Here is a 15,570-nt window from a genome sequence, read left to right as displayed (position 1 = left end):
TAAAGAAAAAACACTTTACAACACTTTAACTATTTGGTATTATTCTATCTTGTGTGAAACTATTTCGGAGGTGCTTATTAGCATGGCAGTAAAAATTCGTTTAAAACGTATGGGTTCAAAAAGATCCCCATTCTATCGTATCGTAGTAGCAGACGCTCGTTCACCACGTGACGGCCGTCAAATCGAAACAATCGGCACGTATAACCCATTAACAAAACCGGCGGAAGTGAAAATTAACGAAGAACTTGCGCTTAAATGGATGCAAGACGGCGCGAAACCGTCTGATACGGTTCGTAACTTGTTCTCAAATGAAGGCATCATGGAAAAATTCCATAATGCAAAATACAGCAAGTAATTCATTGCAAGACGACAATTCCCCAAAAGAAGGATTCTTTTGGGGAATTTCCATTTTTGTTCCATAAAAAGGAGCGGTAAATGTGCACATTTTGCAAACAGTATCAGTCGTTCAAGTCGTAACGGATACATTAAAGAAGGATCGGATGCATGATTATGAAAGCCGAATGCGTCAGCTGGAAAGAGAAACCGCACAGCTTCTCTTTGAAAAGAAAAAAGCGGAACGTGCCGGGACAAAGCAAGCAGATATTGCTTCGCGATTTCAGCAGGAAATTGATCAGCGTCACGAGAAAATTTCGGTAATCGAATTTCAAATGAGTCAGCTTGATCAACTGCCGATGGGAACTGAATTGAAGGAACGTGATATTCAATCTGTTGTTGAAGTAGAGGCAGGCGACCGTTTCGATGGAGGGAACGGTGGTACGATTGTTGTAAAAGATGGTATTATTATTGAAATCCGCACGCAGAGGTGAATGGTATGAATAAATGGTATAATGTTGGGAAAATCGTCAATACACATGGATTGCGCGGCGAAGTAAGGGTGCTCTCTCTCACTGATTTTCCAGAAGAGCGATATAAAAAAGGCAATAGCCTTTCTATTTTTAAAGAAGGCGCTAAAGAGGGCATTCCTGTTACGGTTGCGGCTCATCGCAATCATAAAACATTTGACTTGCTGACGTTTGAAAACTATACATCAATTCAACTTGTTGAACCGTTTAAAGGTTCAGTATTAAAAGTGCATGAAGATCAGCTCGGTGCTCTCGATGAGGGTGAATTTTATTTTCATGAAATTGTCGGTTGTGAAGTGAGAACCGTTGACGGCGATGTTATTGGACAAGTAAAAGAAGTGCTTACACCGGGTGCAAATGACGTCTGGGTCGTCAGACGAAATGATGGAGATGAGGTATACATTCCGTACATTGATGACGTCGTGAAGACTGTTGATCCAACTGAAAAAGTCATTGTTATTGAGCTGATGGATGGGCTGCTCGAATGAAAATCGATGTATTGACGCTGTTCCCGGAAATGTTTCATGGCGTTTTTTCATCATCTATCATGAAGAAAGCAGCGGATAAAGAAAAAGTATCGTTTCGTGCTGTTAACTTCCGTGACTATGCAGATGGAAAACATAAAGTTGTAGACGATTATCCGTACGGAGGCGGTGCTGGTATGGTATTAAAACCACAGCCGCTATTTGATGCAGTAGAGGCACTGAAAGAAGCAGCAGATACGGTGCCGCGTGTCATTTTAATGTGTCCACAGGGCGAGCGCTACACACAGAAGAAAGCAGAAGAATTTGCGCGTGAAGAGCATCTCATTTTTTTGTGCGGCCATTACGAAGGGTATGATGAACGGGTTCGTACGCATCTTGTAACAGATGAAATTTCCATTGGGGACTATGTGTTAACAGGCGGGGAACTTGGCGCAATGGTCGTCGCAGATAGTATTGTACGGCTTTTACCGGGTGTACTTGGCAATGAGGATTCGGCTGTACAGGATTCATTTTCTTCGGGGCTGCTTGAACACCCTCATTACACACGTCCTGCAGATTTTAGAGGAATGAAAGTACCAGATGTTTTAACATCGGGAAATCATCGTCATATTGACCAATGGCGGCGCGAGCAGTCGCTGAAGCGGACATGGGAACGTCGTCCGGATCTTTTTGAAGATTACCCGTTAACAGAAAAAGAAAAACAGATAATTGATTCATGGAAAAATAAAAAAACAACTTGATCTACCTAAAATAATATGATAAAATTTCGCGTGTAGTGTGCAAAAATGTATAGCTACATTAAAACGGTGTTCCGCTGTCGCCGATATGCGCGGGTATGAGCATTTGTTAGAAGGAGAGGAAAACAAAATGAACAAATTGATTCAAGAATTAACTCAGGAGCAGCTTCGTTCTGATCTCCCATCTTTCCGCCCGGGAGACACTGTACGCGTACACGTTAAAGTCGTTGAGGGTACACGTGAGCGTATTCAAGTATATGAAGGCGTTGTAATCAAACGTCGCGGTGGTGGCGTAAGCGAAACATTTACAGTTCGTAAGATTTCTTACGGCGTGGGCGTTGAGCGTGCATTCCCGCTTCATACACCAAAAATCGCAAAAATCGAAGTAATGCGCCGCGGTAAAGTGCGTCGTGCGAAATTGTACTACTTGCGCAATCTGCGCGGTAAAGCAGCTCGTATTAAAGAAATTCGATACTAAGCTTATTAAAAGGAGTCTGCTTGCAGGCTCCTTTTTCTTTCAGATTTTATTAGTTGCATGGTATGATGAATTTACTTTGTATGGAGGTGTTATCACGCATGGCAGAAGGGAAAAATGAATTTTGGGAATGGACGAAAGCACTGCTCATCGCAGTTGGCATGGCAGCTCTTATTCGATACTTTATATTCGCGCCAATTGTTGTAGATGGTCTTTCTATGATGCCGACTCTTGAGAGCGGTGACCGGATGATTGTAAATAAATTGAGCAATCCAGACCGCTTTGATATCGTCGTTTTTCATGCACCTGAAAATAAGGATTACATTAAACGGGTAATCGGGCTTCCAGGTGATACAGTAGAATACGTAGATGATGTTTTATATGTAAATGGCAAAGTACTGGATGAACCGTATTTAAATGAATACAAAAATGAAGTAACAGACGGTCCTCTTACACCAGACTTTACACTTGCTGAAATAACTGGACAGGAAACGGTGCCAGACGGTGAAATTTTTGTTCTAGGTGACAATCGTCGCTTCAGTAAAGACGGCCGGCATATTGGAACGGTTAAAATGGATGAAATCGTTGGAGAAACGAAGTTTGTTTACTGGCCATTCGATAGGATCCATATCGTGGATTAGAAACTAAAAGGAGAGAAAGGAGGGTGCAAGTTTGACGATTCAATGGTTTCCTGGCCATATGGCTAAAGCGCGGCGGCAAGTAACGGAAAAGCTAAAACTAGTGGATATTATTTTTGAGCTTGTTGATGCGAGACTCCCCTTGTCATCACGCAACCCGATGATAGATGAAATTGTGAATCAAAAACCGCGTCTCGTTATTTTAAACAAAGAAGACATGGCTGACCCGGTGATGACGAAAGAATGGATCCGTTATTTTAAAGAACAAAGCATTGAGGCAGTGGCGGTCAATTCACAGGCAGGCAACGGTCTTGATAAAATTGTGAAAGCAGCAGAAACTATTTTAAAAGAAAAATTTGATCGGATGCGCGCGCGTGGGATAAAACCGCGTGCAATGAGGGCGATGATTGTTGGCATTCCAAACGTTGGGAAATCAACGCTTATTAATCGAATTGCCAAAAAAAATATTGCTAAAACAGGAAATATGCCAGGTGTAACGAAAGCGCAGCAATGGATTAAAACAGCGCAGCATCTTGAATTGCTTGATACGCCGGGTATTTTATGGCCTAAGTTTGAAGATCCGGAAACGGGCTATAAACTTGCTTTGACCGGTGCGATCAAAGATGCAATTTTGAATCTACAGGATGTAGCGATTTACGGTCTTCGTTATTTGGAAGAACGGTATTCGGCACGTCTTGAAGAACGATATGGATTTGCGGTGCTGCCAGAAGATATGGCATACATATTTCATCAAATTGGCGAGCGGCGCGGCTGTCTTACGTCAGGCGGCGAAGTGGACTATGACAAAGTAACGGACATTATAATCCGTGATGTACGCAGTGGTCAATTTGGCCGGCTAACATTCGATATTCCACCGGAAAAAGCGTGAAGGATTGCCTTCGCGCTTTTTTATGTAAAAAAAATAAAAACGACCGATATAAAGAACAGGGGAATGTACATGGCAAAAGAAACGATCGGCTTTATTAAAAAACAGTTGTCTATCATGAAAACAACAGATGACCCTCGTTTGTCCATTTGGAAGGATGACGAAAGAAAAGGAGTTCAGGCCGCTATTAAAGCTTGTATACAGCGCCTTGAAAGAGAAAGAAAGGAACAGGATCGTCTATCTCAAATGATGGTGTATGAGCTTACAGAACGGGCAAAAGGAGTCCGAATGATTGCAGGGATCGATGAGGCGGGAAGGGGACCGCTTGCTGGCCCAGTCGTCGCAGCGGCCTGTATTTTGCCGGATGGTTTTTTACCAAACGGTATAAATGACTCGAAAAAATTAAGTGAAACAGTCCGTGATCAGTTGTATGAAATAATTACGGCGAACTGCCAGGTAGGCGTCGGTATTATTAATGCAGATGAAATTGACCAAATTAATATATATGAAGCGACTAAAAAAGCGATGATTAAAGCGGTGAAGGCACTCCCTGCAATCCCTGATCACCTTTTGGTAGACGCAATGGTGATTCCGATTGACATTCATCAAACTTCGATTATTAAAGGAGATGCAAAAAGCGCATCGATTGCAGCTGCATCGATTATCGCTAAAGTAACAAGAGACCGCTTGATGAAAGAATATGCGCGCCAATATCCTGGTTATGGATTTGAAAAAAATAAGGGGTACGGAACTCGTGAGCATTTATTTGGGCTTGAGGAATATGGCATTACACCTCAGCATCGTAAAACGTTTGCACCTATAAAAGAAATGCTTCAATAAAGATGCAAGAAGAGGTGATGAGCATGGAGATCAATCAATCAGCCATTCAAAGAGGAATTAAAGCACAGCTGGGGCGCAATCCGCTTGACATGCTGAAAGAAGGACAAATTTTTTCAGGCAAAGTGATGAAACGATTGCCGGGACAAATGGCTAAGCTCGCTGCCTTCGGTCAAAAAGTTACTGTGCAGCTTGAAGTGCCGCTTCAAGCGGGTGAGCGTTATTTTTTTCAGGTTGCTTCTCTTCAAGGAGTAATGCGTTTAAAAGTTGTATCCGATTATGCGCCGATACAACGAACGTCCGGCCAAGCGGCTGCATTGCTTGAAAAATTACAGATACCACTTACGAAAGAAAGTATCGCTTTAACCGCCTTTGCGATTGAAACGGACCAGCCACTTTCAAAAGACAGTATTCAGCTTGTTTCAGGTTGGTTGTCAAAAGAGGGTCTTAAAGATGGAATGGAAGCGATTCGATTTATGTTCAGCCGCCATTTACCAATTACAGAAAGCGTCTTTTTGGCACTCATGTCGGCTCGTTCAACTGAATCATTGACAGAAAAGTTAGAAGCATTCCACCAGACACTCATAAAACAGGGAGTTGGGCGGGAAGCAATGTCTGCGCTTACTCAGCTGCTTGGAGAGCCAACTTCATCTGAAAAAATAGTCGACAGACCGTTGTTAGATGTAAATGCAAAAGCAACCCAGCTAGCAGCCGCTCTTTCAGCGGGCAGTTTATCTGAAAAAATGGCAGCGATTGAAATGATGAAACAAGTATTAAACATACCCGACTTATCCGCTGATGTGCAAGAAGAACAGTTAAGCTCTATCGTGAAAAACCGTTTAATGACAAGCAAATCGCCTGCATCTATGCCAGCTGATGATCTACCGGAACAGCTGGCTGCTGCAATGAAAAATAACGAAACAACAAATCGTCTGTCCGTTCATCCCATGCAAATGATGAAAGATGCGCTCATTCAGCTGGCAGTCAAGCCGGTAACGATGGAGACAATTGCCTCTATTAAAGAAGCTGTATCCCAGTCTGTTCCCGCAAATCATCCAAACAGCCTCTCCATTATGCAGCACGTTACGCAACTGACGGATCAACTAACGAAAAACGAACTTGCTGCAAATAAACAGATTGCTTCTATATTTCAACTTGCTTTGTCCATTGCTGCGAAAGTACCGGAGCAAGCGGCTGTGCGAATGGCGTTGCTGCTTGGCACGGATGTAAGATCAATTGAAGAATTGCAAGTACCGATGCCTGTTAAAGGAAAAGATGTGGCGGCTGCATGGAGGGATGCTTTTCGACTGCTTGGCATTGATCATGAGGCAGTCATGGCGTCTAGAAATCAGCCGGAAGTCGTACAGCAAAATATAAAGCAGGAGCTCTTGAAGCTTATAGTCGATACCATACCGGTACCGATTCGTGAAGCAGCCGAACAAATTGTCGGCCGGCTGAATGCCCAGCATATATTATCTGCAGAATCTGGCCCTCTCCAGCAGCTTGTTATGCAAGTACCGCTTCAATTCGCTGCTTTTCAAGGAGATGTCACGATCAAATGGATCGGTCAAAAGCAGCCGAATGGTAAAATTAATGCCGATTATTGCCGTGTATTATTTTATGTGGATATGCCAAATTTGAAAAATATAGTCATCGATATGCAAGTGCAAAACCGGATCATTCATTTAAATATTATCGCGGACGCCGCAGCCTCTGTGTTAAAGAAAATGAGCATGAGCGGGGTGGATCATCTAAAAGAAGCGCTTGAAAAAGAAGGATACCGGTTATCAGGTATTCAATTCAAAGAGCCATCTAAAGAAGAAGCGCCAAACAGACAGCAAAGAAAAGCACCGCTCGCCCGTATTATGGACGATGAAGGCTATTTAGGGGTGGATATACGTATATGATGAAACCGTCTAACCGCAAACAGGCAGCTGTGCTTTCCTATAATCCTGATGCAGCAGGGGTACCAACTGTCACAGCAAAGGGAAAAGGACTAATTGCCGAAAAAATTATTGAAACAGCAAAAGAAAATAATATTCCCATTCAAGAAGATCCGGGGCTCGTTGAACTGCTTGGCCAGCTTGAAATAAATGAAGCGATTCCAAAGGATTTGTATCAGGCAGTAGCCGAGGTATTTGCCTTTATCTATCACCTTGACCAGCGCTTTAATGAATAAAATTGCAAGCAATTTAGAAAATGAAGTCGCTCTTTAAAAAGAGAGCGTTTTTTTTTGTTCAAAAACTAGACATAATCTCATTTTTTAACTACAATGAAGTCGCAGTCTGTTTTGTTTGTACATTATGTTTTGAGATCGATAGGAGGCTGGAACATGAATATTCATGAGTATCAGGGTAAAGAAGTTCTCAAAAGTTACGGCGTTGCTGTACCAAATGGGAAGGTTGCATTTTCTGTTGAAGAAGCAGTTGAAGCAGCAAAAGAACTAGGCACAACGGTAAACGTTGTTAAAGCACAGATTCATGCAGGTGGCCGCGGAAAGGCGGGCGGCGTTAAAGTTGCAAAAAATCTGGATGAAGTGCGTACATATGCAGAAGAAATTCTTGGCAAAACGCTTGTTACACACCAAACAGGCCCTGAAGGCAAGGAAGTAAAACGCCTTCTTATTGAAGAAGGGTGCGACATTAAGAAAGAATATTACATCGGTCTTGTTCTAGATCGTGCGACATCACAGATTGTCTTAATGGCATCTGAAGAAGGTGGCACGGAAATTGAGGAAGTGGCCGAAGCAACGCCGGAAAAAATCTTTAAAGAGTATATTGATCCGGTTATCGGTCTTAGCCCGTTCCAGGCACGCCGCGTAGCATTTAACATTAATATTCCGAAAGAACTTGTGGGACAGGCTGTTAAATTCATGATAAGTCTTTATACAGCTTTTGTGGACAAAGACTGCTCTATTGCAGAAATCAATCCGCTTGTTGTGACTGGCGATGGAAAAGTCATGGCGCTTGATGCGAAATTAAACTTTGATGCAAATGCATTGTATCGCCATAAAGACATTTTAGCATATCGTGATCTTGATGAAGAAGACAAAAAAGAAATCGAAGCATCGAAATACGACTTAAGCTACATTTCTCTCGGCGGTAATATCGGCTGTATGGTAAATGGTGCAGGTCTTGCGATGGCAACGATGGATATTATTAAACATTACAGCGGCGACCCGGCGAACTTTCTGGATGTTGGCGGCGGAGCAACAGCTGAAAAAGTAACAGAAGCATTTAAAATTATCCTTTCTGATGAAAATGTAAAAGGTATTTTCGTTAACATTTTCGGTGGAATTATGAAATGTGATATCATCGCAACCGGCGTTGTTGAAGCAGCAAAACAGGTCAGCTTGTCTGTACCGCTAGTTGTCCGTCTTGAAGGAACAAATGTCGATGCAGGTAAAGAAATCTTAAATCAATCCGGCCTTGACATTGTTTCAGCTGATTCAATGGCTGATGGCGCCCAAAAAATCGTTAGTCTCGTAAAATAATAATGATGTTGACAATAGAAAGGCAGGTACAGGCATGAGTGTATTTATTAACAAAGACACAAAAGTTATCGTTCAGGGTATTACAGGTTCGACTGCCCTTTTCCATACGAAGCAAATGCTCGAATACGGCACGAAAATCGTCGGTGGGGTAACGCCAGGTAAAGGCGGCATAGAAGTAGAAGGCGTGCCGGTATATAACACGCTTGCTGAAGCAGTAAAAGAGACAGGTGCAAATGCCTCTGTTATTTACGTGCCGGCTCCATTTGCTGCCGATGCGATTTTAGAGGCGGTTGACGCTGAACTTGATCTTGCTATTTGTATTACAGAGCATATTCCTGTGTTGGATATGGTAAAAGTAAAACGATACATGCAGGGCAAGAAAACCCGTCTTATTGGACCAAACTGCCCAGGTGTTATTACAGCGGACGAGTGCAAAATCGGCATTATGCCTGGTTACATCCATAAAAAAGGCCATGTTGGCGTTGTCTCGCGTTCCGGTACATTAACGTATGAAGCGGTTCATCAATTAACACAAGCTGGAATTGGTCAAACAACAGCTGTTGGAATCGGCGGCGACCCGGTAAACGGAACGGACTTCATTGATGTATTAAAAGCATTTAATGAAGACCCTGAAACAAAAGCAGTCATTATGATCGGTGAAATTGGCGGTACAGCAGAAGAAGAAGCTGCTGAGTGGGTAAAAGCGAACATGACGAAACCGGTTGTTGGATTCATCGGTGGACGCACAGCTCCTCCTGGAAAACGGATGGGCCATGCCGGTGCGATCATTTCAGGTGGTAAAGGGACTGCAGATGAAAAAATCCGTATAATGAACAAATGCGGTATTCAAGTAGCGGAAACCCCGTCTGTAATGGGAGAGACGCTTATTAAAGTTCTAGAGGAAAAAGGTCTTTTAGCTGAGTGCAAAACACATTAAAGTACCAATAAGGTACCTGTCTCTTGTACAGGTACCTTATTTTGCTATGGATAAAAAGGAGGAATAAATATGAACGATACAACGAATTATCTGTTGCTGCTTCACTATTGCAAAGGACCCGGTTGGAAAGATTTTTTTAATTTATTTAAACATGATACGGATTTAACCTATTTGTCTAAAATCACCCCTTCTCAATTTTCCCATCTCACCGGCCGCTCTGAACTTCAGTCTCTCTCCATTTTGCAACAGCTTCATTCAATCTCTTCTGAAACCATTTTATCTTCGCTCGCCTATTTAAATACCCATTTTATTCCGATCTACGATGAACGTTACCCGGACTCGTTAAAAACATTGCCGCAACCACCCTGGGCGTTATTTGCAAAAGGAAATTTAGCTTTATTGAACGGGGAAAAGCTGGCTGTTGTCGGTTCACGCCAGGGTACCCGATATGGAAAAGACGCACTGAAGAAACTCATTCCGCCACTTGTTGAAAAAAACATAACGGTAGTCAGTGGGCTTGCGAAAGGAATTGATGCGTTTGCTCATGAGCAGACATTGCATTCGTGTGGCAAGACAATCGCTGTGATCGCAGGTGGATTTAATCATTTTTATCCACGTGAAAATGTCGGCCTTGCCCAACAAATTATCAAACATGGTCTCGTTGTTTCAGAGTACGCACCGGCAACTAAACCAGAAAAATGGCAGTTTCCAGCAAGAAATAGGATTGTCAGCGGATTATCGAACGCTGTACTTGTTGTTCAGGCAGCAAAAAAAAGCGGTTCGCTCATAACCGCATCATATGCACTGGAACAGGGGATCGACGTGTTTGCTGTGCCTGGACCGATTACGGATCCACTATCTGAAGGTGTTCACGAACTCATTAAAGATGGTGCAAAAATTGTCCATTCAGCGGCAGATATTTATACAGAGTTCGATTAACTTTTAGAAAAACCATTGCAGCTTTGTATAAAAATAGTTGCAATTCCTGTTAATATGATATAGATTTTGCAACAGAATGATTTTTATGAAACATGTTCTATTTTGCAACATAGAGAGCTTAAAAATGAATGATAAAAACAATAATCGTTTGACAAACGTGGACTGTACGCATAATAATATGTCTAATTATTCATTTCACCTCTCGGGGGAGGTTTTATCTTATGTCGGATTATTTAGTAATAGTGGAATCCCCGGCGAAAGCGAAGACAATTGAGCGCTATCTCGGGAAGAATTACAAAGTACGGGCATCGATGGGACATGTTCGTGATCTGCCCAAAAGTCAAATGGGTGTTGATACGGACAATAACTATGAGCCAAAATACATTACCATTCGCGGGAAAGGCCCTGTGTTAAAAGAATTAAAAACCGCTGCTAAAAAAGCAAAAAAAATTTATCTCGCAGCTGACCCGGATCGCGAAGGGGAAGCGATCGCATGGCATTTAGCGCATTCACTAAATATCGAAACATCATCAGATTGCCGGGTGGTGTTTAACGAAATTACAAAAGATGCGATTAAAGAATCATTTAAGCATCCGCGTCCGATTAATATGGATCTTGTCGATGCACAGCAAGCTCGCCGTATTTTAGACAGGCTTGTCGGCTATAACATTAGCCCGCTTCTCTGGAAGAAAGTGAAAAAAGGCTTGAGTGCCGGCCGTGTACAATCGGTTGCGCTCCGACTTATCATTGATCGGGAAAATGAAATAAAAGCATTTATTCCAGAAGAATACTGGACGATTGAAGCGCAATTTATAAAAGACACTGAGACATTCCAGGCATCATTTTACGGAATGAATGGAAAAAAAACGAAATTAACTTCGGAAGAAGACATGAAAAAGGTGTTGGCGGCTATTCAAGGAAATGATTTTGCTGTTACATCTGTAACGAAAAAAGAACGCCGCCGCAACCCTGCATCACCGTTTATAACATCCTCGCTTCAGCAGGAAGCTGCTCGTAAATTAAATTTCCGTGCGAAGAAAACCATGATGCTTGCTCAGCAGTTATATGAAGGAATTGATCTTGGCAAAGAAGGCACGGTCGGATTAATTACGTATATGAGAACAGATTCAACACGTGTATCAGAAGTGGCACAGGCAGAAAGCCACGATTATATTGTATCTCAATACGGAAATGAATATGTGAAAGAACGTGGACAGAAAACAGAAGCAAAAAAACCCAATGCTCAAGATGCGCATGAAGCAATCAGGCCTACAAGTATGCTTCGGGAACCATCCACGATGAAAGACTTCTTATCGCGCGATCAGCTGCGGCTTTACAAATTAATTTGGGAGCGATTTGTGGCCAGTCAAATGGCGGCAGCTGTGATGGATACAGTAAGCGCTGATATTGTAAATGGTGATGTCATGTTCCGAGCAACGGGTTCAAAAGTGAAATTCCAAGGCTTTATGAAAGTATATGTAGAAGGCTCGGATGATGCAAAAGAAGAAAAAGAAAACTTTCTTCCCAACTTGGAAGAAGGGGACAGCGTGAAGTCAGGTGAGATTGATCCGAAGCAGCATTTCACACAGCCGCCGCCTCGTTATACAGAGGCACGTCTCGTTAAAACGCTTGAAGAGCTTGGCATAGGACGCCCGTCTACCTTTGCGCCAACACTTGATACCATTCAGAAGCGCGGCTATGTGGCGTTAGATAACAAGCGCTTCGTGCCGACAGAGCTTGGAGGCATTGTCCATGAACTAATGGTTGAATTTTTTGCCGATATTATAGATGTTGAGTTTACGGCGAAAATGGAACGTGATCTGGATAATGTAGAAGACGGTGTAAAAGAATGGGTTATGGTTATAGACGAGTTTTATAAAGGTTTTGAAGGCCATCTTGAAAAAGCAGAAAAAGAGATGGAACAAGTTGAAATTAAAGATGAACCAGCCGGTGAAGACTGCGAAAAGTGTGGTCATGAAATGGTGTTTAAAATGGGCCGTTACGGAAAGTTCATGGCGTGTAGTAATTTTCCTGAATGTCGAAATACGAAAGCGATTGTAAAGGAAATCGGTGTGAAATGTCCAAAATGTTCAGAAGGTAATATAATAGAAAGAAAAAGTAAAAAGCGCCGTATTTTTTACGGATGTGACCAATTTCCTGAATGTGATTTCCTTTCGTGGGATAAGCCGATTGAACGGCCGTGTCCGAAATGCAGCAAGCTGCTCGTTGAGAAAAAGCTGAAAAAAGGTATCCAAATTCAATGCACAGAATGTGATTATAAAGAGCAGCCTCAGTCATAGAACAGAAAGCAACTGTCTGAATCGGTCATCATTCAGACAGTTGTTTTCATTAAATAAAACATTTTTCTTTTTTTCTGTATACGAGTAGTGTAAAATGCTTAAAGGATGCATATAGGTACGTACCTTTAATAGTAAGAGCAGGAGGAAACAAACATGACTCAAACAATTAATGTAATCGGCGCTGGCTTAGCCGGCAGTGAAGCAGCATTTCAAATTGCAGAGCGCGGATTGCACGTCCATTTATATGAAATGCGTCCAGTGAAGCAAACACCGGCCCATCATACCGATCAATTTGCAGAGCTTGTCTGCAGTAACTCACTGCGTTCAAACGGTTTGACAAATGCAGTGGGTGTATTAAAAGAAGAAATGCGCAAATTGAATTCAGTGATTATCAGTTCAGCTGATGCATGTGCAGTTCCAGCAGGCGGGGCGCTTGCGGTGGACCGCCATGAATTTGCCGGACATGTGACAGACCGGGTGAAAAACCATCCGAATGTGACAGTGATCAATGAAGAAGTAACAGACATTCCAGAAGGCATTACCGTTATTGCCACAGGACCACTTACAACAAGTGGTTTAGCTGAAAAAATTCAAGGATTAACAGGCGAAGACTATTTGTATTTTTATGATGCGGCTGCGCCAATTTTGGAAAAAGACAGTATTAATATGGACATTGTCTATTTAAAATCAAGATATGATAAAGGTGAAGCGGCCTATTTAAATTGCCCGATGAATGAAGAAGAGTTTGATCGTTTTTATGAAGCATTAATCGCGGCTGAAACAGTACCACTGAAAGAATTTGAAAAAGAAATTTTCTTTGAAGGGTGCATGCCAATTGAAGTGATGGCGAAACGCGGTAAAAAAACGATGCTTTTTGGTCCAATGAAGCCTGTGGGACTTGAAGATCCACGAACGGGCAAACGTCCGCATGCGGTTGTTCAGCTTCGCCAGGATAATGCAGCAGGTACTCTTTATAATATCGTTGGTTTTCAGACACATTTAAAATGGGGTCCACAAAAGGAAGTGCTTCAACTTATTCCGGGGCTTGAAAATGTTGAGATCGTCCGTTATGGTGTGATGCATCGCAACACATTTATTAATTCACCTAAAGTGTTATTATCAACTTATCAGTTGAAAGAGCGTCCAAACTTATTCTTTGCTGGCCAGATGACGGGAGTGGAAGGGTATGTCGAGTCCGCAGCAAGTGGATTGATGGCTGGCGTGAACGCGGCACGGCTTGCAAATGGACAACAACCGGTTACGGCACCCGTTGAAACGGCAATCGGAGGGATGGCCCATTACATTACAAATGCGGCGGCTGATCATTTTCAGCCGATGAATGCAAATTTTGGTTTATTCCCTGCACTTTCAGTGAAGATAAAAGGGAAGAAAGAGCGATATGAAGCGCTCGCTGAACGAGCTCTAGAAACAATTCAAACTTTTTTGAAAACTTTGTAAACTTTCTTGCAAGGGCTACTAACGTATGTTATTATTTAGGAGCCCTTTCTGAGGTGAAAAAATGTCAAAACCTTTTAATAATTATACACAATCTTATTTTGCTTATTTGCAATTGGAAAAGAACAGCTCTGACCACACGGTGAAAAACTACTGTGATGACCTAGAGCAATTTTTTATGTTTATGAATGAACAGCATATAGAAAAACTAACAGATGTAACACATCAGGATACCCGTCTTTATTTAACAAAACTCCATGAAAAAAAAATGGCTCGTGCGTCTGTATCTCGGAAAATTTCAGCACTTCGAGGATTTTACCGCTATTTAATGAGAGAAGCGATTGTAGATGAAAACCCATTTTTAAATGTGCATCGGCCAAAAGGGACAAAAAAGCTGCCCTCTTTTTTTTATGAAGAAGAAATGAATGAATTATTTGAAACCGTACAGGGGATTGATGCATTGTCCATGCGAAATAAAGCTTTGCTTGAATTAATGTATGGAACCGGTATCCGTGTAAGCGAATGTGCAGGACTCACACTGAAAGATATTGATTTTGATCTTGGCGTCATTCTTGTTCACGGAAAAGGCGGAAACGAACGATATGTTCCTTTTGGCAGTTTTGCGGCGGAAGCAGTAGAAGCCTATATAAAATCAAGCCGGGCTTCATTGATAAAAAACAATGATCATTCAATTCTGTTTGTCAATTTTCGCGGAGGTCCGTTGACAACAGGAGGCATTCGCTACATTTTAACAGGATTAATGGATAAAGCGTCGTTGTCAGGGAAAATTCATCCCCATATGCTGCGTCACACATTTGCAACACATTTATTGAATAATGGAGCAGATATGCGAACTGTTCAAGAGTTGCTGGGGCACGCAAGTCTCTCATCTACGCAAATGTATACGCATGTAACGAAAGAACATTTACAAAAGACGTATATGAATCACCATCCGCGGGCATAAAGGAGAGAAAATAATGGAACAATTTCATGCTACAACGATCTTTGCAGTAAAGCATAACGGTTCGTCTGCTATGTCAGGAGATGGACAGGTTACATTCGGCAATGCTGTCGTAATGAAACATACGGCTAAAAAGGTTCGTCGTCTCTTTAATGGAAAAGTTATCGCAGGTTTTGCTGGTTCTGTGGCAGATGCTTTCACATTATTTGAACTATTTGAAAAGCGCCTCGAGGAATACAGCGGCAATTTACAAAGGGCTGCTGTGGAACTGGCGAAAGAATGGCGTTCAGATAAAATGCTGCGCCGATTAGAAGCTATGCTTATTGTAATGGACAAAGACAATTTGCTGCTTGTTTCTGGTACAGGTGAAGTGATTGAACCGGATGATGGCATTTTAGCCATTGGCTCTGGGGGGAATTATGCATTGTCAGCGGGCCGGGCATTAAAGCAGTATGCTTCTCATTTGTCTGCTTTTGAAATTGCTGAAGCATCACTTAAAACAGCGGCCGATATATGCGTATATACAAATCAAAACATTATTGTAGAAGAGCTTCAGTGAGGAGT

General features: G+C 42.2%; 17 protein-coding genes. All 17 read left to right on the top strand.

Annotated features, from left to right (window positions below):
* The first annotated feature begins 82 nt into the window (after window positions 1-82).
* The 17 genes from rpsP to hslV all read left to right on the top strand — a co-directional run bounded on the left by rpsP (window position 83) and on the right by hslV (window position 15,565).
* Complete coding sequence (gene rpsP / locus ACZYRN_RS09350) at window positions 83-355, top strand: 30S ribosomal protein S16 (RefSeq protein ID WP_488911285.1); 273 nt, start codon at window positions 83-85, stop codon at window positions 353-355.
* Between the two features lie 82 nt (window positions 356-437).
* Entirely contained in the window at window positions 438-827 is a 390-nt protein-coding gene (locus tag ACZYRN_RS09345) for a YlqD family protein (protein ID WP_488911284.1), read from the top strand.
* Between the two features lie 5 nt (window positions 828-832).
* On the top strand, window positions 833-1,351 hold the full coding sequence (rimM, locus tag ACZYRN_RS09340; RefSeq protein WP_488911283.1) for a ribosome maturation factor RimM: 519 nt from the start codon (window positions 833-835) through the stop codon (window positions 1,349-1,351).
* Entirely contained in the window at window positions 1,348-2,088 is a 741-nt protein-coding gene (gene trmD / locus ACZYRN_RS09335) for a tRNA (guanosine(37)-N1)-methyltransferase TrmD (protein WP_488911282.1), read from the top strand. Before rimM ends, trmD begins: the two co-directional genes overlap by 4 nt.
* 127 nt (window positions 2,089-2,215) lie before the next feature.
* Window positions 2,216-2,563 carry a 50S ribosomal protein L19 gene (rplS, locus tag ACZYRN_RS09330; RefSeq protein WP_018392326.1) on the top strand — a complete coding sequence of 116 codons (348 nt, stop codon included), beginning with the start codon at window positions 2,216-2,218 and terminating at the stop codon, window positions 2,561-2,563.
* A 98-nt stretch (window positions 2,564-2,661) separates the two neighbouring features.
* Window positions 2,662-3,201 carry a signal peptidase I gene (gene lepB / locus ACZYRN_RS09325; protein WP_488911281.1) on the top strand — a complete coding sequence of 180 codons (540 nt, stop codon included), beginning with the start codon at window positions 2,662-2,664 and terminating at the stop codon, window positions 3,199-3,201.
* A 31-nt stretch (window positions 3,202-3,232) separates the two neighbouring features.
* Window positions 3,233-4,087: a ribosome biogenesis GTPase YlqF gene (gene ylqF, locus ACZYRN_RS09320; protein ID WP_488911280.1), complete on the top strand. Its 855-nt coding sequence runs from the start codon at window positions 3,233-3,235 to the stop codon at window positions 4,085-4,087.
* A gap of 69 nt (window positions 4,088-4,156) precedes the next feature.
* A complete protein-coding gene (rnhB, locus tag ACZYRN_RS09315) occupies window positions 4,157-4,924 on the top strand; it encodes a ribonuclease HII (RefSeq protein ID WP_488911278.1) in 768 nt (255 codons plus the stop codon).
* A 23-nt stretch (window positions 4,925-4,947) separates the two neighbouring features.
* Window positions 4,948-6,828 carry a hypothetical protein gene (locus ACZYRN_RS09310; protein WP_488911277.1) on the top strand — a complete coding sequence of 627 codons (1,881 nt, stop codon included), beginning with the start codon at window positions 4,948-4,950 and terminating at the stop codon, window positions 6,826-6,828.
* Window positions 6,828-7,100: an EscU/YscU/HrcU family type III secretion system export apparatus switch protein gene (locus ACZYRN_RS09305; protein WP_488911741.1), complete on the top strand. Its 273-nt coding sequence runs from the start codon at window positions 6,828-6,830 to the stop codon at window positions 7,098-7,100. The genes ACZYRN_RS09310 and ACZYRN_RS09305 overlap by 1 nt, the downstream gene beginning before the upstream one ends.
* A 153-nt stretch (window positions 7,101-7,253) precedes the next feature.
* Window positions 7,254-8,414: an ADP-forming succinate--CoA ligase subunit beta gene (gene sucC / locus ACZYRN_RS09300; protein ID WP_488911276.1), complete on the top strand. Its 1,161-nt coding sequence runs from the start codon at window positions 7,254-7,256 to the stop codon at window positions 8,412-8,414.
* Between the two features lie 34 nt (window positions 8,415-8,448).
* On the top strand, window positions 8,449-9,351 hold the full coding sequence (sucD, locus tag ACZYRN_RS09295; RefSeq protein ID WP_488911275.1) for a succinate--CoA ligase subunit alpha: 903 nt from the start codon (window positions 8,449-8,451) through the stop codon (window positions 9,349-9,351).
* A gap of 69 nt (window positions 9,352-9,420) precedes the next feature.
* Complete coding sequence (gene dprA / locus ACZYRN_RS09290) at window positions 9,421-10,290, top strand: DNA-processing protein DprA (RefSeq protein ID WP_488911274.1); 870 nt, start codon at window positions 9,421-9,423, stop codon at window positions 10,288-10,290.
* Window positions 10,291-10,511: 221 nt separating this feature from the next.
* Entirely contained in the window at window positions 10,512-12,590 is a 2,079-nt protein-coding gene (gene topA / locus ACZYRN_RS09285) for a type I DNA topoisomerase (RefSeq protein ID WP_488911273.1), read from the top strand.
* Between the two features lie 153 nt (window positions 12,591-12,743).
* On the top strand, window positions 12,744-14,048 hold the full coding sequence (gene trmFO, locus ACZYRN_RS09280; RefSeq protein WP_488911272.1) for an FADH(2)-oxidizing methylenetetrahydrofolate--tRNA-(uracil(54)-C(5))-methyltransferase TrmFO: 1,305 nt from the start codon (window positions 12,744-12,746) through the stop codon (window positions 14,046-14,048).
* 61 nt (window positions 14,049-14,109) lie between these two features.
* Complete coding sequence (gene xerC / locus ACZYRN_RS09275) at window positions 14,110-15,009, top strand: tyrosine recombinase XerC (protein ID WP_488911271.1); 900 nt, start codon at window positions 14,110-14,112, stop codon at window positions 15,007-15,009.
* Window positions 15,010-15,022: 13 nt separating this feature from the next.
* Window positions 15,023-15,565, top strand: a complete 543-nt coding sequence (gene hslV, locus ACZYRN_RS09270) for an ATP-dependent protease subunit HslV (protein WP_488911270.1) — start codon at window positions 15,023-15,025, stop codon at window positions 15,563-15,565.
* Window positions 15,566-15,570 lie beyond the last annotated feature (5 nt).

Source organism: Domibacillus sp. F004 (assembly GCF_057814295.1).
This window is presented reverse-complemented; position numbering and strand designations above follow the sequence as displayed.

Coding starts and splice junctions, on each gene's coding strand:
- rpsP (WP_488911285.1), top strand. CDS start 83: ATGGCAGTAAAAATTCGTTTAAAACGTATGGGTTCAAAAAGATCCCCA.
- rimM (WP_488911283.1), top strand. CDS start 833: ATGAATAAATGGTATAATGTTGGGAAAATCGTCAATACACATGGATTG.
- trmD (WP_488911282.1), top strand. CDS start 1,348: ATGAAAATCGATGTATTGACGCTGTTCCCGGAAATGTTTCATGGCGTT.
- rplS (WP_018392326.1), top strand. CDS start 2,216: ATGAACAAATTGATTCAAGAATTAACTCAGGAGCAGCTTCGTTCTGAT.
- lepB (WP_488911281.1), top strand. CDS start 2,662: ATGGCAGAAGGGAAAAATGAATTTTGGGAATGGACGAAAGCACTGCTC.
- rnhB (WP_488911278.1), top strand. CDS start 4,157: ATGGCAAAAGAAACGATCGGCTTTATTAAAAAACAGTTGTCTATCATG.
- ACZYRN_RS09310 (WP_488911277.1), top strand. CDS start 4,948: ATGGAGATCAATCAATCAGCCATTCAAAGAGGAATTAAAGCACAGCTG.
- ACZYRN_RS09305 (WP_488911741.1), top strand. CDS start 6,828: ATGAAACCGTCTAACCGCAAACAGGCAGCTGTGCTTTCCTATAATCCT.
- sucC (WP_488911276.1), top strand. CDS start 7,254: ATGAATATTCATGAGTATCAGGGTAAAGAAGTTCTCAAAAGTTACGGC.
- sucD (WP_488911275.1), top strand. CDS start 8,449: ATGAGTGTATTTATTAACAAAGACACAAAAGTTATCGTTCAGGGTATT.
- dprA (WP_488911274.1), top strand. CDS start 9,421: ATGAACGATACAACGAATTATCTGTTGCTGCTTCACTATTGCAAAGGA.
- topA (WP_488911273.1), top strand. CDS start 10,512: ATGTCGGATTATTTAGTAATAGTGGAATCCCCGGCGAAAGCGAAGACA.
- trmFO (WP_488911272.1), top strand. CDS start 12,744: ATGACTCAAACAATTAATGTAATCGGCGCTGGCTTAGCCGGCAGTGAA.
- xerC (WP_488911271.1), top strand. CDS start 14,110: ATGTCAAAACCTTTTAATAATTATACACAATCTTATTTTGCTTATTTG.
- hslV (WP_488911270.1), top strand. CDS start 15,023: ATGGAACAATTTCATGCTACAACGATCTTTGCAGTAAAGCATAACGGT.